The sequence below is a fragment of the Pyrococcus sp. genome (genome assembly GCF_030153625.1).
Classification (GTDB): Archaea; Methanobacteriota_B; Thermococci; order Thermococcales; family Thermococcaceae; genus Pyrococcus; species Pyrococcus furiosus.
The window spans coordinates 40,285-55,967 of sequence record NZ_JASKLM010000002.1 but is presented as its reverse complement, the minus strand read 5'-3'; the positions used below and the strand labels follow the sequence as shown (position 1 = coordinate 55,967).

Annotated in this window: 22 protein-coding genes, 3 tRNA genes and 1 pseudogene; 14 read left to right on the top strand and 12 right to left on the bottom strand. The window is 41.7% G+C overall.

Annotated elements, in window-relative coordinates; genetic code table 11:
* Positions 1 to 154 precede the first annotated feature (154 nt).
* The 9 genes from rpl7ae (at position 155) to PWP39_RS00780 (ending at position 5,845) form a co-directional block, all read left to right on the top strand.
* Positions 155 to 526, top strand: a complete 372-nt coding sequence (gene rpl7ae / locus PWP39_RS00820) for a 50S ribosomal protein L7Ae (RefSeq protein ID WP_014835393.1) — start codon at positions 155 to 157, stop codon at positions 524 to 526.
* Positions 527 to 572: 46 nt separating this feature from the next.
* Positions 573 to 788 carry a 30S ribosomal protein S28e gene (locus tag PWP39_RS00815; protein ID WP_288071929.1) on the top strand — a complete coding sequence of 72 codons (216 nt, stop codon included), beginning with the start codon at positions 573 to 575 and terminating at the stop codon, positions 786 to 788.
* A 5-nt stretch (positions 789 to 793) separates the two neighbouring features.
* Entirely contained in the window at positions 794 to 994 is a 201-nt protein-coding gene (locus PWP39_RS00810) for a 50S ribosomal protein L24e (RefSeq protein ID WP_288071927.1), read from the top strand.
* 405 nt (positions 995 to 1,399) lie between these two features.
* Positions 1,400 to 1,789 carry a hypothetical protein gene (locus PWP39_RS00805; protein WP_288071926.1) on the top strand — a complete coding sequence of 130 codons (390 nt, stop codon included), beginning with the start codon at positions 1,400 to 1,402 and terminating at the stop codon, positions 1,787 to 1,789.
* Positions 1,790 to 1,833: 44 nt separating this feature from the next.
* Entirely contained in the window at positions 1,834 to 2,925 is a 1,092-nt protein-coding gene (locus tag PWP39_RS00800; protein ID WP_288071923.1) for a hypothetical protein, read from the top strand.
* On the top strand, positions 2,888 to 3,592 hold the full coding sequence (locus PWP39_RS00795) for an ABC transporter permease (protein WP_288071920.1): 705 nt from the start codon (positions 2,888 to 2,890) through the stop codon (positions 3,590 to 3,592). Before PWP39_RS00800 ends, PWP39_RS00795 begins: the two co-directional genes overlap by 38 nt.
* Entirely contained in the window at positions 3,589 to 4,038 is a 450-nt protein-coding gene (locus tag PWP39_RS00790) for a hypothetical protein (protein ID WP_288071917.1), read from the top strand. Before PWP39_RS00795 ends, PWP39_RS00790 begins: the two co-directional genes overlap by 4 nt.
* Positions 4,022 to 4,690: an ATP-binding cassette domain-containing protein gene (locus tag PWP39_RS00785; RefSeq protein WP_288071914.1), complete on the top strand. Its 669-nt coding sequence runs from the start codon at positions 4,022 to 4,024 to the stop codon at positions 4,688 to 4,690. The genes PWP39_RS00790 and PWP39_RS00785 overlap by 17 nt, the downstream gene beginning before the upstream one ends.
* Before the next feature lie 297 nt (positions 4,691 to 4,987).
* Positions 4,988 to 5,845, top strand: a complete 858-nt coding sequence (locus tag PWP39_RS00780; RefSeq protein WP_288071912.1) for a DMT family transporter — start codon at positions 4,988 to 4,990, stop codon at positions 5,843 to 5,845.
* Here PWP39_RS00780 and PWP39_RS00775 read toward each other — a convergent pair.
* Together PWP39_RS00775 and PWP39_RS00770 are read right to left on the bottom strand one after the other, a co-directional pair.
* Positions 5,824 to 5,901: transfer RNA gene (locus tag PWP39_RS00775), tRNA-Ile, on the bottom strand. The genes PWP39_RS00780 and PWP39_RS00775 overlap by 22 nt on opposite strands.
* 6 nt (positions 5,902 to 5,907) lie before the next feature.
* A tRNA-Asn gene (locus PWP39_RS00770) sits at positions 5,908 to 5,983 on the bottom strand.
* 426 nt (positions 5,984 to 6,409) lie between these two features.
* Here PWP39_RS00770 and PWP39_RS00765 point away from each other — a divergent pair.
* Positions 6,410 to 6,643: a hypothetical protein gene (locus PWP39_RS00765; protein ID WP_288071910.1), complete on the top strand. Its 234-nt coding sequence runs from the start codon at positions 6,410 to 6,412 to the stop codon at positions 6,641 to 6,643.
* A gap of 138 nt (positions 6,644 to 6,781) precedes the next feature.
* Here PWP39_RS00765 and PWP39_RS09745 read toward each other — a convergent pair.
* The 7 genes and pseudogenes from PWP39_RS09745 to PWP39_RS00730 form a co-directional block, all read right to left on the bottom strand.
* A pseudogene (locus PWP39_RS09745) lies at positions 6,782 to 6,938 on the bottom strand (IS6 family transposase); the annotation flags it as partial.
* A 366-nt stretch (positions 6,939 to 7,304) separates the two neighbouring features.
* A complete protein-coding gene (locus PWP39_RS00755; RefSeq protein ID WP_288071907.1) occupies positions 7,305 to 7,964 on the bottom strand; it encodes a hypothetical protein in 660 nt (219 codons plus the stop codon).
* Complete coding sequence (locus PWP39_RS00750) at positions 7,961 to 8,656, bottom strand: ABC transporter ATP-binding protein (protein ID WP_288071905.1); 696 nt, start codon at positions 8,654 to 8,656, stop codon at positions 7,961 to 7,963. Before PWP39_RS00750 ends, PWP39_RS00755 begins: the two co-directional genes overlap by 4 nt.
* Positions 8,653 to 9,084, bottom strand: a complete 432-nt coding sequence (locus tag PWP39_RS00745; protein ID WP_288071902.1) for a hypothetical protein — start codon at positions 9,082 to 9,084, stop codon at positions 8,653 to 8,655. Before PWP39_RS00745 ends, PWP39_RS00750 begins: the two co-directional genes overlap by 4 nt.
* Complete coding sequence (locus PWP39_RS00740) at positions 9,077 to 10,150, bottom strand: radical SAM protein (protein WP_288071901.1); 1,074 nt, start codon at positions 10,148 to 10,150, stop codon at positions 9,077 to 9,079. Before PWP39_RS00740 ends, PWP39_RS00745 begins: the two co-directional genes overlap by 8 nt.
* Before the next feature lie 88 nt (positions 10,151 to 10,238).
* Positions 10,239 to 10,451 carry a hypothetical protein gene (locus PWP39_RS00735; protein WP_288071899.1) on the bottom strand — a complete coding sequence of 71 codons (213 nt, stop codon included), beginning with the start codon at positions 10,449 to 10,451 and terminating at the stop codon, positions 10,239 to 10,241.
* A gap of 48 nt (positions 10,452 to 10,499) precedes the next feature.
* Entirely contained in the window at positions 10,500 to 10,628 is a 129-nt protein-coding gene (locus PWP39_RS00730) for a subtilosin A family bacteriocin (protein ID WP_288071898.1), read from the bottom strand.
* A gap of 783 nt (positions 10,629 to 11,411) precedes the next feature.
* Between PWP39_RS00730 and PWP39_RS00720 the strand changes: the two genes are divergently transcribed.
* Positions 11,412 to 12,275 carry a cation diffusion facilitator family transporter gene (locus tag PWP39_RS00720; RefSeq protein WP_288071895.1) on the top strand — a complete coding sequence of 288 codons (864 nt, stop codon included), beginning with the start codon at positions 11,412 to 11,414 and terminating at the stop codon, positions 12,273 to 12,275.
* On the opposite strand, the gene PWP39_RS00715 is transcribed toward PWP39_RS00720, so the two are convergent.
* The 3 genes from PWP39_RS00715 to lplA form a co-directional block, all read right to left on the bottom strand.
* Positions 12,253 to 12,438, bottom strand: a complete 186-nt coding sequence (locus tag PWP39_RS00715) for a hypothetical protein (RefSeq protein WP_288071893.1) — start codon at positions 12,436 to 12,438, stop codon at positions 12,253 to 12,255. The two genes, PWP39_RS00720 and PWP39_RS00715, sit on opposite strands and share 23 nt — an antisense overlap.
* A gap of 323 nt (positions 12,439 to 12,761) precedes the next feature.
* Positions 12,762 to 12,935 (bottom strand): hypothetical protein, encoded by a 174-nt coding sequence (locus PWP39_RS00710; RefSeq protein ID WP_288071891.1) that lies wholly within the window; start codon positions 12,933 to 12,935, stop codon positions 12,762 to 12,764.
* Positions 12,904 to 13,653: a lipoate-protein ligase large subunit gene (gene lplA / locus PWP39_RS00705; protein WP_288071889.1), complete on the bottom strand. Its 750-nt coding sequence runs from the start codon at positions 13,651 to 13,653 to the stop codon at positions 12,904 to 12,906. The genes PWP39_RS00710 and lplA overlap by 32 nt, the downstream gene beginning before the upstream one ends.
* Before the next feature lie 271 nt (positions 13,654 to 13,924).
* On the opposite strand from lplA, the gene tuf reads away from it, so the two are divergent.
* The 3 genes from tuf to PWP39_RS00690 all read left to right on the top strand — a co-directional run bounded on the left by tuf (position 13,925) and on the right by PWP39_RS00690 (position 15,683).
* Entirely contained in the window at positions 13,925 to 15,211 is a 1,287-nt protein-coding gene (gene tuf / locus PWP39_RS00700) for a translation elongation factor EF-1 subunit alpha (protein WP_288071888.1), read from the top strand.
* Positions 15,212 to 15,250: 39 nt separating this feature from the next.
* Positions 15,251 to 15,559 (top strand): 30S ribosomal protein S10, encoded by a 309-nt coding sequence (rpsJ, locus tag PWP39_RS00695; RefSeq protein WP_011012523.1) that lies wholly within the window; start codon positions 15,251 to 15,253, stop codon positions 15,557 to 15,559.
* Between the two features lie 37 nt (positions 15,560 to 15,596).
* Positions 15,597 to 15,683: transfer RNA gene (locus tag PWP39_RS00690), tRNA-Ser, on the top strand.

Below are 15,683 nucleotides of genomic sequence, written 5' to 3'. Positions count from 1 at the left end.
TGTTCCCCCTTCTTTTTCTAAAGTACTGCCAGTAACTTAAACCTGACACCCCACAGCTTATCCTAACAGTATCCTGCATCTAACCAAAATCCTTTTAAAGCAGAGTTTTCAACCAACCTCGACAGATGAACGATGACTAAAGGAGGGATGGATGATGGCCAAACCAAGTTACGTGAAGTTTGAAGTCCCAAAGGAGCTTGCTGAGAAGGCTCTACAAGCAGTAGAAATAGCCAGAGACACAGGAAAGATTAGAAAGGGAACAAATGAAACCACAAAGGCTGTAGAGAGAGGCCAAGCAAAGCTCGTCATAATTGCCGAGGATGTTGATCCAGAAGAGATTGTAGCACACCTTCCACCACTCTGTGAGGAGAAGGAGATTCCCTACATCTATGTTCCAAGTAAAAAGGAGCTTGGAGCTGCAGCTGGCATTGAAGTTGCAGCCGCAAGTGTTGCCATAATTGAACCAGGTAAAGCGAGAGATTTAGTTGAAGAGATAGCCATGAAAGTTAAGGAATTAATGAAGTGATTTCCTCCCCTTTATTATTTATCACTCTCATCGTGAGGTGTGAGAGATGGCTGAGGATGAGGGGTACCCAGCTGAGGTTATCGAAATCATTGGGAGAACAGGTACTACTGGAGACGTAACCCAGGTAAAAGTTAGGATACTCGAGGGTAGAGATAAGGGTAGAGTCATCAGGAGAAATGTCAGAGGGCCAGTAAGGATTGGAGATATCCTCATATTAAGAGAGACAGAAAGAGAGGCTAGAGAGATTAAGAGCAAGAGGTGAAGTCTATGGCAAGATGGAACGTCTGTTCTTATTGTGGAAAGCCTTTCGAGCCTGGGACTGGAAAAATGTATGTAAGGAACGATGGCAGAGTCTTGTTCTTCTGCTCAAGGAAGTGCGAAAGATACTACTTTATGGGAAGGAACCCCAGGAAGCTTAAGTGGACCAAGGCCTATCAAGAGGCTAAACTTCAGAGGGCTAAGAAGTGATTTCTCCCGTCTTTATCTTTGGATTAATAATTTTTACTAACTTAGGAAAGGTAAGTTGGTAGAATGATAATAACTATACCGTTTTAGAGTGATGTTTAGTTTTGAATTTATTTTAATTCTTAAGGATATTAGCAGTGGTAGAATATCCAAGTTCTTTAGTAGTCTTCAACTATTATATAAATTTACTTTACATTAGTCTATCTAAAATTTCAATTGGTCAATTTATATTTGTAGTTTGGTTGATATGATAATTTGAGTGAGCTTTATTAATAATTTTGTTACATCTTCTCCAACTCCAAATAATTATTTAGTAAACAAAGAACTTTAATAGTCTAATGCCTACAAATATGGAAAAATTTATAAGTATCAACGTTAATAATTTGCTGAGGTGATGAGAAATGAAGAATGGAAAAATATCTATTAATTAGTTTATGGATATTTGGCCTAGTAGTAGCAAATCTAGCCTTGGCTTATGAAGACTCTCAGAAAAAAGAAAATGGTGTAGCAAATCCCATACCAAGAGATCCCGTAGTAACGGACTTTGACAAAATTGGTGGAGAGTTCGATCCATGGCTTGATTCAGCATATGCATATATTAGTGGGAAAGCCAGCCAATTGCATCCTCCTATGCTTTACAGCATTGAAAAATGGGCAATAGCATATCCAAATTGTCATCTTGTTTGGACTACTGGAACTCCTGGTACTATAGCCTATCTAAGAGCTTGGATTGAAGCACAAACAACATGTGGTGAATTATATGCCGAAATAAACTGGATTGAGGGATGGGCTTTATAGTTCAACGCCCACAAACCTAATACTGGACTGGAGGAAATGAACATATGTTATTACAAAAGAAAATTAAGGCCATAATTATTCCCATTTTATTAATTTTTTTAGTTTCCTGGAACTCTGTTCAATCTAGTCCTTACTGGATCAGACCCGGAGTTTATTTCATATACACTGCCAAGGGTGATAGAAGCGTCATAGTTGAATGCAACAATGGAACAATATACTTTGGAAAGTATGGAATCTTTAGATGGGAGATACTGGACGTATCAGAGAGTAGTATGCTCATCAATGTTTCGCTGGAAGTTCATAACGCCACAGCTTATACAGTTAGAACATTAAGTCTTGAAGAAGGGCTCAAAAGGAGCAAAGATTTGATAAACAGATATAGCAATTTAAATTATACGAAGGAAAATTCGTGTAGATTTGCAAAAACAAAGAATGATGAGAATATAACAATCTGTGAAGATGATAAGGTTGTCTTAGTTAGCATTCAAGCACCTAATTATATACACGGTCTTTACGTGGATAAAAAGGAAGGATATGCTCAGGAAACTCTCATCTCTAACATTGAGGTGAACCTCACTAGATCAGCGCTAATTGAAGTTTCTCTTCCAGATAATGCTGTGTACTTTAGAGGCAAGAAACTCGGAATGAATACATTATTCTTGACAGATATGAATGTAAGCGGTAAGAGGATTTTGGAGGAATGGGTTATAGAGGAAGTTAAACCATTAAATGCAAGTGTTCATACGCGATTTAAAACGTTCAAACCTCCTATTTTACTCATAAGGACAAACTTCTATAACAATGCATCTAATTTCGCGTTATACGATCCATCATCAGGAATACTCCTCGAGGGTTACACACCTGTTTCCCCAGTCTGGCTTGCCCTAGGATTTAAACACGTAATCTTCGCTGAGAAAGAACATTTTCAAAAAACGAAACAGCCCATAACAACAAGTAAAGATATCTATGGATTTGGGATGGTATTAGAAGAAACAAATGCATTCAAATTTGAGAAACAGACCCTTAGTGGGGTTGAAATTCCAAGAGAGGGTTTGATCGTTCTTGTGATCTCAATACTATCTCTCCTGGTGGTTAGCTATGAGAGGTTTAAGGCTAATCGCTTGGGAAAGCAATGATACAATTAGAGGGTACATACTAATTTCGATGACTTTGGTATTGGCGATATTCATGAAGGCTGCCCTCATGAAAGGAGGCCCTATTATAATTACCACTGGGCCAGTCTCAATGCTTAATCATTCGTTGTTTGGGATGTTTTCATTTAACGTCTACATAGTTATCACTTTTGCAATATCCCTCATAACTTCCTTAAGAATAAGGGGAGAAATCGATGAGGGAAGCGCTTATTTCATATATTCTCTCCCTTACCCGAAGCGATTCCTCGTTTTCACGAAAATCCTCGTGACATACTTGACGTCACTTTTAACAATAATCACTACTCATATTTTGATATTTTTCCTTCACTTTTCTTCTATGTATGAAAAAGCCATTATAACAATTGTTTCCAACATTCATATATTGTTCACGTTTTACTCCTTAATCCTTCTATATCTCATATCACTTGCAATGTTCTTCTCCTCAATATTACCCAACGCTCCAATTTCAAGTTTATTCTCCTTCTTCTCTGCATTTGGCTTGGCAAATTTGAAAATTTTTAACCCAACAATTAAGATACAAGAAATCCTAACTGGGAACTATCTCTTGAGTTTACTACCATACTTGCTCGTTTCGTTCACGTTAATTCCGATTTCGATTGAATTAATTTGCAGGAGGGATATCAGATGAATCTCTCCAGGTTGATCCTTATAACTGGAATGGTCGTGATCACGGTGTCCCTAATTCTCCAGACAATCATTGATGAAGATGAAATCATTTATCCAATAATCCCCCTGGGAATTAGCGAAATTTCAGGATTTTATTCTCCAGCGTCAGCATTAGTTGAAATATCTTTCACGGGTTCGGGGAGTGGGAATTTTTCGATAATAAGTTTAGAAACAAGGGAGGTAATATACACTGGAGAGCTTAGCGAGAAGATCGTTAGAGTTGTGTTGCCCAATCCTGGGTATTATGGATTTTTGATCAACGGATCATACTCCGGCACGGCAACAATAAGACCCATAGCTATTGGATTTCCTTCCGATAATTGGAGAGTCCACCTGTTCTCTTTGTCTTCTCTGATATTCATACTCTCAATGACAATTTGGAGGGAGAAGAATGATTGGAAGATTTAAGGGTGTGTACAAGAGAATTGGACAAACAGAGATCCTTAGAGATGTTTCCTTAGAAATAAAGAAAGGAGTCACGCTAATAGTCGGACCGAACGGGAGTGGAAAATCTAGCCTAATAAAACTTCTTGTGGGCTTTTGGAGACCGACAAAGGGAGAAGTTAGATTATTGGAGGAAGATCCTTGGAACAATCACGAGCTCATGAGGAAGATCGGCATAAGCCTTGATCCACCATCATTGCCAAGATATCGGAGGGGAATTGAAGTTGTCAAGCTAGTTGCGGATGCCAAAGAGGTAGAGGTTGACAAGAACATGGTAAGAAATATATTTCCAGAGGTTGGTGCTCTCAACAGAAGGATACTTGAGTACTCAGCGGGCATGAGGAAAAGGTTAAGCTTGCTCTTGGCTTTACTTGGTGATAATGAGGTTTTAATTTTGGATGAACCTTTCTCAGGCCTCGATATCAGCGGAATTTTAGAGGTCTCAAGGATTATCAAGGAGAAAGCTGAAGCTGGGACAAACATAGTTGTTGTTTCCCACATTTGGAAACCTCTCTCTGAAATAGTAGATGAGGTTGTTGTTCTAACTGGTGGAGAGGTTTCTTTTGTTGGTAATAAGGAGAAAGGGTTTGAATTTCTTGAGAAGATGGGAATCTGACCTAAACTAGGATCTCCTAACCCACTAGATTCATGGAGAAATTTATAAAAAATTTAGTGAAGAGGATTTTATAATTCCTTCACTTGGGTGAGTAGTATGAATAGATGGGAGAGTTACTTTACTGATTCCCGAAAATAGACTAATTGATAAAGGCTAAACTCATTATAAGAAAGGATACGCTCACAATAAAGTGGCAGGAGAGGGACTATTATGTGAGGATTAATACAACTGGGAAAATACTCAAAGGATAGCATTTTACAAGTGAAATTTATATAGGGAGCATGAATATTCCCGAACATGAACATCTATGCTGTGCTCTCCATATTGTTTTGGTCAACTGTTGCCTCGGCTTTCAAATTGACACTATCAAGGATAGATCCTGTAAGCATGCTCTTCTACTCTTCCATAACCTCAACCCTCGTATTCCTACTTGTTAATATAATTAGAAAACCAGAAAATTGGTCATCGATAAGGGCCAACTACAACTCAATACTTCTGGGCTTTATGAATCCCTTCTTCTACTACCTGGTTCTTTTCACCGCTTACTCGAGGTTGCCAGCTCAAGAGGCTCAGGCCCTCAACTACACCTGGCCCATAATGCTGGTTCTCTTTTCTTCTTACCTCCTCCGTCAGCCAGTAACCTTAAATGAAGTCTTTGGTATTCTTTTGGGCTTTCTCGGTATAGTTATCATTGGAACTAGGGGAGATTTATCATCCCTAAGCTTTAAGGACCCGGTTGGAGATGGCTTAGCTCTTAGCAGTGCAATGCTATTCGCAATGTACTGGATCCTCAACCTTCAGGATGACAGAAGAGCTGAGGTCAAGATGTTCTGGAACTTCCTCTTCGGTTCAGTTTACATTACCCTATATGCTATTGGATTTAAGGGAATAAAGCTTGATCCCCTTGGAATTCTTGGAGCTGTGTACATAGGGATCTTTGAGATGGGCGTTACATATCTCCTCTGGCTCAAGGCTCTTGAGATTGATAGGGCCGGGAAAGTGGCCTCCCTTATCTATCTAACCCCCATAATATCCCTGGGGATAATATCCTTGACGGTTGGGGAGAGAATAATGGCATCAACGGTTGTGGGCCTTGGATTAATTCTCTCTGGTGTTTTTCTATCAAGAAGAGGTGGTGGGCCCGCGGGGATTTGAACCCCGGACCACGCGGTTATGAGCCGCGCGCTCTGACCAGGCTGAGCTACGGGCCCACTTACTGGCGCCGCCGCCCGGATTCGAACCGGGGACCGCCGGATTAACAGTCCGGCGCTCCACCAGCTAAGCTACGGCGGCTCGCCCAAAAGATAACCATAGCTCCTAGTTTATAAATGTTACGGTTCACTTTAATTTTCTATGATTACTTCTCATGAGGAAAATGCCTAAAGTAGTGGGACAAATGGTATGGCATTTATCTAATATGTCCATCTGACTGCTGAAATGTTCCCTAATTCCTTCTCTTCTGAAGATATTCCATCAAGCCGCAAGGTAGGTGTGTTAATATCAAAGTTAGTCCTCATTCTGCTAACAACATTAACTCCTATCAACCACTTTACTTGTCTATAGACTTTGGTTGTGAAAAATCTCCCGCATACTGAAGCCTAAAGAGCCCACAACTGTTGCTTGAACTCTGACCATCAATTTTCCACACAAAATTCTCGAAATGTTTATAATCTTTCTTTTCGTAGTTAAAATATGAAAAGCCTTTAAGGGGGGAGAAAAATGACAGAAATAAGATACTACAAAATAGGTGAGGACAGGTTTAAGATCAGTGAAGATGAAGTGGCAAGAAGAGAGCTAAGAGTTGCCAAAGTCAGCGATGATGTAATCCAAATTCAAGAGGAAGTGCACGGAATAATAGCACTTGTTGGAGCAACAAGCAGTGTAAACATAAAGAAAGAAGAACTAAAAGAGCTAATTAAAATTGTTAAAGAAGAGTTCGGTTGGGATATTTAAAGGAATTCTCGAATTCTCTTTTTTGCTATTTTTATCATACTGTTAGGATGACTGGGGCATCACTTCCTGAAGGTATTCACTTATATCACCAGGCGATCCACCAAACCGAAAGTGAATTATTCCAAAAACGCTTTGTTCTTCTTTAAAAGTCCTAAACCAGCGTTCAATATTGTTCCTCGGCCCGAAGGTTACGTGAAGATAATCCAGCTCAAGGGATTTAAACGCTGATGTATACCACGGCCCTTTGTCAACTAGAACAGGATTTTAAAACAACCAGAATGAAGTTCCTGGCAATCTTTCCTAGACTGTCATGTGGCTGATTTCTAGTATTTTTTCAGGCCGAAGCCTCGCAGGTATAATTCTACTGCCTTGATTTTCTTTTCCGCTGGGATTTTGTTCCGGCGAAAAGGTTTTCTACTGTCCTTCATAGTTGCCTTTCGAAAAGGTATTAATAGGCCTCGGCAGGGGGAGAATGCTACGTTTAGTGCCTCGATCCCGGAGAACCTTACACAGACGACGGAACGGTTGGATTTTAGAGAGATTCTGGCACTGAATCTGGATTATATCACTTCACAGGCAGTGGGAACTAGGGTAATGTGTACTGGAATGAACGATCTAACGAGCAAAAGACCAAAAAAGTGGAAAAATAGGTTTTTAAAGCTCACGATGACAGTATAACCCTCTCTGGATCAACCTTTTCAAGGGTCACCGAACCCGTCACCGCAAAGAACACGGAAACTGCTATTAGAAGCGCCGTTGCCATCTTCAAGGGGGCTCCATTCTCCACCACATATCTTGGAACCCTTGCGAGCACGAAGAGCAGGAGAAACAGAACGGCGTTCAAACCCCTCACGTTGGAGACCTGGAGCGTAAGGGCTAGAGATAGGCTGCCCAGCCCCCACACAAAGAGGGCACTGCCGAATACCGGTATGAGCATCCAGGAGGGGGAAGGAGATGGCGCCTTGGAGTACAGGATAAACCCAATCCCCCATGCGGAGGTGAGGGCCACCACGAACGTTGGCATAATCTCTGCAAAGAGCAGGCGTGAGGGTTTCTCCGGGAAGATGAGGTAGAGGTGGTAAAACTTAGATGTCTTCCTCTTCAGAAGCCCCGCGAAGGACACCGAGATCACAACCGCGTATCCAACGAGCATCATGGTGAAGAGGGAGTAAAACTGGAAGAGTTCTTCTGATATCAGAAATTCCTCTAAACCCTCGTTGTTAATGAATGAGTAGAAGAGCAGGCCAACTAAGAGGAAAACAAGCAGGGACTCTCTCATAAATGTCCTAAACTGGAAGATCACAATTTTTCTGAACCTCATTTTGGACCCCCCACAAGATTAATGTAAACTCTCTCGAGGTCGTCAACTTCCCCGAGTGAAAATTCAGCCCTTGTTATCCCATCAACAATGATTGCCGCCCTGTCTGCTATTTTCTGGACCTCTGGGAGATTGTGAGACGAAAAGAATATGGTTTTCCCCTCCTCTTTCAGCTTGAGGAGAAGGTTTCTCACCTCGATCTGTGCAGTGGGGTCAAGTCCGCTCGTTGGCTCATCAAGGATCAAAAGTTCGGGGTCATGTATAAGAGCGGAGGCGAGAGAGACCTTCCTCTTCATACCTTTGGATAGCTCTTTGAACCTCTTCCCCCAGTACTCCTCTGGAAACCCGACTTTTCTCAATGCTATCTCGGCGTCATCGAGGCTCTTCCCCCTTACATGGGCAATAAACTCAAGATTTTCGAGAACCGTCCAATCAGGGTTCAGAACTTCGTACTCAAAAACGATCCCTATGCGCTTGAAAACGTCCCTCTTTGGTTCCTCTCCAAACAATTTAACGTCACCCCCGTCCCTTCTGAAAAGTCCGAGCATGGTTCTTATGGTCGTTGTCTTCCCCGCACCGTTCGGACCGAGGAAACCATAAATTTCTCCCCGGTTAACGTGAAATGATACTCCCTTAAGGATTTCCCTCTCTCCTAATCTTTTTTTTAGATTTACAACTTCTATTATCACCTTCACTTAGACCCCCTCCACACCACTCTGTAGGTAACAAAGTAGAAGATTATAAGTATAATCGTGGGATCCACCTCGGTCAAGCCCCTCATACTTACACCCATCATAAACATAGCCAGCACTATGTACGAGTTTGCCACATAGTTAAAGACCTTTCTTGCAGCTACTGGCCAGCGGGGCACCTTTAAGACACCCCTCAGAGCACTTAGGAGGAGCGATGTCCCGTAGAGAAGAAAGACCGCCTTAATTTTGCCCTCGGCCTCCAAGGATAGGATAAGGGATGACGCCCCCATTATTGAGTCAAATACCCCTCGGACTCTTGGCCAGAAAAAATCCTCTCCTTTCATCAGCTTCCTTGCCGTTATCAAAATCAAAACAAAGGCAATGTATCCGTATACACCAAGTAAAAACGAAAGAAGTAGAAGCCTATTCATCGATCCTCACCTTTAGGCACTTTTTTAGGTTCTCCATTCCAACCTCCTGTGCCCATTTGCACTGAGACGGATGAATAAAGCCCTTTTCGAGGACGTACCTTGCCCTCAGGATACAGGGCGAACAGAAGTTTAAGAACTTACAGTCCCCACAGACATCGTGTCCAGGTGCCCGCAAGGTATAGAAGAACGTCATCCCATCCAACGCTTCTATAAACGCTGATTCCACGTTGTTGGGATCTATTCTTACAAACGAATCTCTCGTGGAATCGCTTATAACGCACATCCTGAGGATCATGTCTGGTCCAATGGTAACACTTCTCCATCCTGCGCCGCAGTTCTCTATTGTTCCACCGAATTCCTCTATTTTAACCACCGGTATAATGGATTTGAATTTTTCTCTAACCCTCTTGTCAATTTCACTTAACTTCCATAGATCCGCATTGGACCACGTGATACCATTGGCCCTTCCGAAAGGCAACATGGGGCTGTAAGTGAACATTTTAGCACCAAGGTTGATGGCAAGTTCCGCGGTTTTCTCAATGTGATCGATATTGTTTGGAGTGACTGTCATTGCAATTCTCACTTGGTATCCAGCAGAGGTCAGTCGTTTGATATTGGATACAGTTCTTTTCCATGCTCCGGGTAGCCCTCTGAATCTGTCATGGTAATTAGGGTCATAACTGTCCAAACTTATGCTAAAGAAAATCTTTTCCTTGTAAGGTTCAAGACGCTCGATAGTTTCAGGGGGAAGATAGGCCCCATTTGTAAGAATGCCAACCATGGAAACGTTTTTGGCGGCATATTCTACTATGTCCAGAAAGTTGGAATGAAGCGTTGGTTCCCCACCGGTTATTTCGATGCCGATGAGGCCTCTCGAAATCAGGAAATTCAGGATTTTCCGAAATGCATTAAATTTGAGGTAGAGCGGCTTCTTGTCCTTTATTCTGTAGCAGTGGACGCAGTTCAGGTTGCAGTTCTCAGTAATTTCAAACACAACGTGGGTGGGAACAATATATGGATACTCTTCAACACTGGCGTGGGTGCTCATAGGGTTGTCAGAGAACACCACATCACCTAGTTTTTCTGCAATGAGCAAGAAGTTAATTATCTTGTTCCTCTCTTCAGGACTTGACGAGAGAGACTTTGTTAGGTCGTCAACCGGTTATAGTCCCGCTACACAGTCTCAGTATTTTTGCGCCATCCGCATTGACGGCGCGAACATTCCCGTCTTTCAAGATAATAGCCATGTGTGGGTATATCCTCAACTTAATAGAATGTGAGAGAGATACATATTTCGATTTTATATCCCTCTGCACCGCAGGTGTTTTAGCTCCCATCAGATCGTCCACATGCAGGAACAACCCCATTAAACTCCCTCCATAGATTTAATCATAAAAAATTAAAAATGTAGGAGCTCAGAACAGGCCAAAGAGCCCGTAGAGTCCAACTCCCTCAAAATCGGGAATTGGACCATCCGCGAAGCAAATGGCACATATAGAGCAGATGGCACAATCCTTTCCTTGGACTACATACTTGGGGTCCATTATGTTCACCTCCAATAGGTTTTTGCGTTGTGTAGTGATTACTATTTTATATTTAAATTTTTTGCTTCAAATACTGGATACATTTTAAAATCTTTTTTCTACTTGTTATCACATTGACAATTAGTTTTAACAAAACTTAATTGGAGAGTTGGTATAGATTCTACGGAGACAACGTTGATTTGCTATCTCAACTACTATCCAAAGAATAATTTTAAAGTAAAATGGTATGACATGAGAAAATCATTGGGAATAAAACATGTGCTTGGGTAATTCAAAAAATCTTACTCAAGCAGGACTTCGGTTCTTTTCCCGAAGTCTTCAGGCCTGTCGTGCTTTTTGGAAAGAATGAGTGGACATAGATAGCTATCCCTTGGAGACGAGCATAATGACTAAACCAGCAAAGCTCATAAATCTCCCTACCGTGCCTATTATAAAGAGGTGATGACTAATCCAGAGATAACCAGAATTGCCGAGGAAACTAAAAAGACGAGCCACCTGAAGTGTCAGGAGATCTCCATGATGAAAATTGTTCACCAAAATACTTAAGGCTTATGACCAAAGCCTTTTAAGGGGAACAAAAAACGCCAATCATGAGGTTAATCTGACGACATCCAATATCTTAAAATCTAAAAATAATGAAACGGGTTTAAAAGGCAATGATGAATGATGGGCAAACTGAAATAGTGATGATGGTAGGTGATCTCTGAGCCAAATTTTCGGGATGAGGAATTCAGCCTAAGCTGAGGTGTGATGAGGGAGTGACGGACTGACCGAGGTGATTAAATGTATGAAGCTTACAAGCCAATCCTCGTGAGTATAATTGGCAATCTACTTCTTGCAGTCTTGAAAATAACCATTGGTATTATTTCATCCAGCATTGCCCTGATTTCAGATGGAATTCACTCTCTCAGCGATCTTATTACCACCATTATAGGATTTGTTGGTGTTAAAATAGCCAAGAGACCTCCGGATAGCACTCATCCATTTGGCCACTCAAGATTTGAACCACTTTTCGCGTTCTTCATGGGTGAGTTACTGCTCATAGTTGCCTATGAAATATTCAGGGACTCCATTGAAAGAATTATGCATGGAGTTATTATAGAGGTCACCCCAGTGATGATTGGAGTTGCCCTCCTTTCGATATTCGCCAAGGAGGCAATGACCCAATATACCCTAGTTGTGGGTAGAAAACTTAATAATGTAATTCTAATAGCAGATGCTTATCACCATAGGAGTGATGTTTTAAGCACTATCGCTGTTTTAGTCGGTCTTCTCTTTGAAAAAGTGGGAGTAAAAGGAGGAGACAGTGTTGCTGGTATAATAGTTTCTCTGTTCATCGCTAAGGTTGGGATTGATATTATCCTTGAAAATGTCAATTATCTAACGGGAAGATCCCCACCTTCGGAAGTTTACAGGAAGATTGAAGAGGTAGCATTAAGTGTTAAAAACGTTTTGGGTGTTCATGATCTTAGGGCTCACTACGTAGGAAGCAAGCTTCATGTCGAGCTTCACATTGAGGTCCCCCCAAATCTAACACTTTTAGAGGCTCATGACATTAGTGAGGAAGTTAAGAGGAGGGTTGAGATGCTGCCTGAGGTTGAGGTTGCATTCGTTCATGTCGACATTAAAGGACTAACATCTCCTTGAATATTCTCTCGATTTCACCTTTGGCAGTTTCGGTAGGTCCATTCACGATAATTCTTCCCTCGGAAATCATTATCATCCAGTCCGCGAGTGGAATTAAAGGTTCCCATATGTGGCTGACTATCAAGAAGTTAACGTCAAGATTCCTTGAATTCTCTGACCTCAATAACTTTCCTCACATTCTTGAAGTCTAAGTCCGAAAATTATTCATAGTTTGATTTATGTAAACCTCAGGTTCGATCCAATAGGGGATTCCAAGTGAAAAAATCAACAATAATTAAAAATTATAAGTGCTCTACCTCGTTCTGAAGAGCGAGGTTTTGTGAGGGGTTTATCTGGTATCCCGTTATCGGCAACCTAATTCTCATCCAATCCACCAGCCACTACTGATATTCCAATGGGGAAATCACCGGTTACCTTATGCAAAATGTTCAAAGTCCCATTAGCGTTACTCAAAACTCCAATAGCCTCCTTCTTAGCCCATTCCCTTCAAATCCCCTTCTCTACTAATGGTTTTAAAGCCAGAGCATCAACCCTACTCATGTAGGTCTCACCAACCACAATCCCAAACCGCTTTCCCTTAACCTTTAATTTCATTAAGTTAAGTAATGTAAGAATGGATAGAGAAGAATCACCTAGAAAAGTTCCATTCTTTTCTTCCATATTTTTCCTCTATAAGCTTCTCAACCAGTTCGAGTTCATACTTTGTAAGTTCCCCCTCTTCTAGCGGGAAGGCCCTAAAGAAGGAATTTTTCAAAAGATTATAAGCTTCCTCTCTGTTCATTTTAATACCTTCTCTTTCCAATGTAGTTACTCTATCAAAAATACTTTTAACACCTTTATCCTTAAGTTTTTCTTTAGAAACTTTTAATACACTCCCCAAAATTTCAAGTCTTGTTGCATACATAAATGTTCCATGTTGAAGGATTATCCCTTTTCTTCTTGTCTGGGCTGATCCGCTTATCTTCTTACCATTGGCTATAATATCATTCAATCCAGAGAACTCAGCTCTAACTCCAAGATCCTGTAGAGCATCGACCAAGGGGCCAGCTAAAAACCTGTAACTTTCGTAGATATTCTTAAGGGCTGGATGATAGTCCTCTCCAATTATAACTGAATAGGTTATTTCTCCGTACTCATCATGAAATACACTCCCCCCTCCAGTAATTCTTCTAACTATAGGTATTCCAAGTTCCTCTGCTTTTTTCACATTAACATCGTGTCTAACGCTCTGAAACCTTCCAATAGTCACTGAACTCGGCTTAAAAACGTATAATCTTATCGTATCAGGGACTTTTTCTTCACTTCTAGCTATTAAGATCGCTTCATCAATTGCCATCTGTACTTCAGGCCTAGCAACTATTAAAGGAATAAACCTCATAAATCTCACCCGACTATCTCTTACCAATTATAGTTTAATAAAACTTGGCTATGAGGAAATCGGTCTTGACTGAGGAGTGATGAAAGTGGTCACCGCTGAGCCACCTAAGCAAAGACAATTAAATTTTTAAACTTCCTTCATAATTTCACACCGAACTCAATGAAGCCCCCTCAACTAAAGGCGGGTTTCCCGCCTGAGGGGGCTGATGTGCGAAAGCTTTAAAAAGTAAGTTCAAAAGTAGGGTTAGGCAAGAAATTGGAGGTGAATAAAAATGCCCAAGGACAAGCCCCACGTTAACATTGTATTTATTGGACACGTAGACCACGGAAAGAGTACAACAATTGGAAGGTTACTCTACGACACTGGAAACATTCCAGAGACCATCATCAAGAAGTTCGAGGAGATGGGTGAAAAAGGTAAGTCCTTCAAGTTCGCTTGGGTCATGGACAGACTTAAGGAAGAGAGAGAAAGAGGTATTACAATTGACGTTGCCCACACCAAGTTCGAGACACCACACAGGTACATCACCATTATCGATGCTCCTGGCCACAGAGACTTCGTAAAGAACATGATTACCGGTGCTTCACAGGCTGATGCTGCAGTTCTTGTAGTTGCAGCTACAGATGGAGTCATGCCACAGACAAAGGAGCACGCCTTCCTTGCAAGAACACTCGGTATTAAGCATATCATTGTAGCTATCAACAAGATGGACATGGTTAACTACGACCAGAAGAGATTTGAAGAAGTTAAGGCACAAGTAGAGAAGCTCTTGAAGATGCTTGGTTACAAGGACTTCCCAATCATCCCAATAAGTGCTTGGGAGGGTGACAATGTAGTTAAGAAGAGCGACAAGATGGCCTGGTACAACGGCCCAACACTCATAGAGGCTCTTGACCAGATTCCAGAGCCAGAGAAGCCAGTTGACAAGCCACTTAGAATCCCAATCCAAGATGTATACTCAATTAAGGGTGTCGGTACAGTTCCAGTCGGTAGAGTTGAAACCGGAAGACTTAAGGTTGGAGATGTAGTTATCTTCGAGCCAGCATCAACAATCTTCCACAAGCCCATACAAGGTGAAGTCAAGTCCATCGAGATGCACCACGAGCCACTCGAAGAAGCCCTTCCAGGTGACAACATTGGTTTCAACGTCAGAGGTGTTAGCAAGAATGACATCAAGAGAGGTGACGTTGCCGGACACACAACCAACCCACCGACAGTAGTTAGGACAAAGGACACATTCAAGGCTCAAATTATCGTACTCAACCACCCAACTGCAATTACCGTTGGATACAGCCCAGTACTACACGCCCACACCGCCCAGGTTCCAGTCAGATTTGAGCAACTCCTAGCAAAGCTCGATCCAAAGACAGGTAACGTTGTCGAGGAGAACCCACAATTCATTAAGACCGGTGATGCTGCAATCGTAGTTCTAAGGCCAATGAAGCCAGTAGTTCTTGAACCAGTTAAGGAAATTCCACAGCTAGGTAGATTCGCTATTAGAGACATGGGTATGACAATTGCCGCAGGTATGGTTATTTCAATTCAGAAGGGAGAGTGATTTCTCTCCCAAATTCTTTTTCTTTTGAGGTGATCAATTATGCAAAAAGCAAGAATTAAGATAGCAAGCACAAATGTCCGTTCTCTTGATGAAGTTGCTAATCAAATAAAGCAAATTGCAGAAAGAACAGGAGTTAGAATGAGCGGGCCTATACCACTTCCAACAAAGAGGATAAGGATTACAACAAGAAAGAGCCCTGATGGAGAAGGCTCTGCCACATTTGACAGATGGGAATTAAGAGTTCACAAGAGGTTAATTGATATTGAAGCGGACGAGAGAGCAATGAGACAAATCATGAGAATTAGAGTTCCTGAAGATGTTACAATCGAAATTGAATTGATATCATGATAAATGCTTATTAATCCCCTTACCTATATTTAATTGTGCCGGGGTAGCCTAGCCAGGGAAGGCGCGGGCCTGGAGAGCCCGTGGGCGTTCGCCCACCGGGGTTCAAATCCCCGCCCCGGCGCCA

Excerpts from the sequence above, each read along its gene's own strand:
- PWP39_RS00735 (WP_288071899.1), bottom strand. The coding sequence starts at position 10,451 with ATGGGGTTGTTCCTGCATGTGGACGATCTGATGGGAGCTAAAACACCT.
- PWP39_RS00730 (WP_288071898.1), bottom strand. The coding sequence starts at position 10,628 with ATGGACCCCAAGTATGTAGTCCAAGGAAAGGATTGTGCCATCTGCTCT.
- lplA (WP_288071889.1), bottom strand. The coding sequence starts at position 13,653 with ATGAGGTTTATTCCTTTAATAGTTGCTAGGCCTGAAGTACAGATGGCA.
- PWP39_RS00745 (WP_288071902.1), bottom strand. The coding sequence starts at position 9,084 with ATGAATAGGCTTCTACTTCTTTCGTTTTTACTTGGTGTATACGGATAC.
- PWP39_RS00815 (WP_288071929.1), top strand. The coding sequence starts at position 573 with ATGGCTGAGGATGAGGGGTACCCAGCTGAGGTTATCGAAATCATTGGG.
- PWP39_RS00810 (WP_288071927.1), top strand. The coding sequence starts at position 794 with ATGGCAAGATGGAACGTCTGTTCTTATTGTGGAAAGCCTTTCGAGCCT.
- PWP39_RS00785 (WP_288071914.1), top strand. The coding sequence starts at position 4,022 with ATGATTGGAAGATTTAAGGGTGTGTACAAGAGAATTGGACAAACAGAG.
- PWP39_RS00800 (WP_288071923.1), top strand. The coding sequence starts at position 1,834 with ATGTTATTACAAAAGAAAATTAAGGCCATAATTATTCCCATTTTATTA.
- PWP39_RS00790 (WP_288071917.1), top strand. The coding sequence starts at position 3,589 with ATGAATCTCTCCAGGTTGATCCTTATAACTGGAATGGTCGTGATCACG.
- tuf (WP_288071888.1), top strand. The coding sequence starts at position 13,925 with ATGCCCAAGGACAAGCCCCACGTTAACATTGTATTTATTGGACACGTA.
- PWP39_RS00795 (WP_288071920.1), top strand. The coding sequence starts at position 2,888 with ATGAGAGGTTTAAGGCTAATCGCTTGGGAAAGCAATGATACAATTAGA.
- PWP39_RS00780 (WP_288071912.1), top strand. The coding sequence starts at position 4,988 with ATGAACATCTATGCTGTGCTCTCCATATTGTTTTGGTCAACTGTTGCC.
- PWP39_RS00805 (WP_288071926.1), top strand. The coding sequence starts at position 1,400 with ATGGAAAAATATCTATTAATTAGTTTATGGATATTTGGCCTAGTAGTA.
- PWP39_RS00765 (WP_288071910.1), top strand. The coding sequence starts at position 6,410 with ATGACAGAAATAAGATACTACAAAATAGGTGAGGACAGGTTTAAGATC.
- rpsJ (WP_011012523.1), top strand. The coding sequence starts at position 15,251 with ATGCAAAAAGCAAGAATTAAGATAGCAAGCACAAATGTCCGTTCTCTT.
- PWP39_RS00755 (WP_288071907.1), bottom strand. The coding sequence starts at position 7,964 with ATGAGGTTCAGAAAAATTGTGATCTTCCAGTTTAGGACATTTATGAGA.
- rpl7ae (WP_014835393.1), top strand. The coding sequence starts at position 155 with ATGGCCAAACCAAGTTACGTGAAGTTTGAAGTCCCAAAGGAGCTTGCT.
- PWP39_RS00720 (WP_288071895.1), top strand. The coding sequence starts at position 11,412 with ATGTATGAAGCTTACAAGCCAATCCTCGTGAGTATAATTGGCAATCTA.
- PWP39_RS00710 (WP_288071891.1), bottom strand. The coding sequence starts at position 12,935 with ATGGAAGAAAAGAATGGAACTTTTCTAGGTGATTCTTCTCTATCCATT.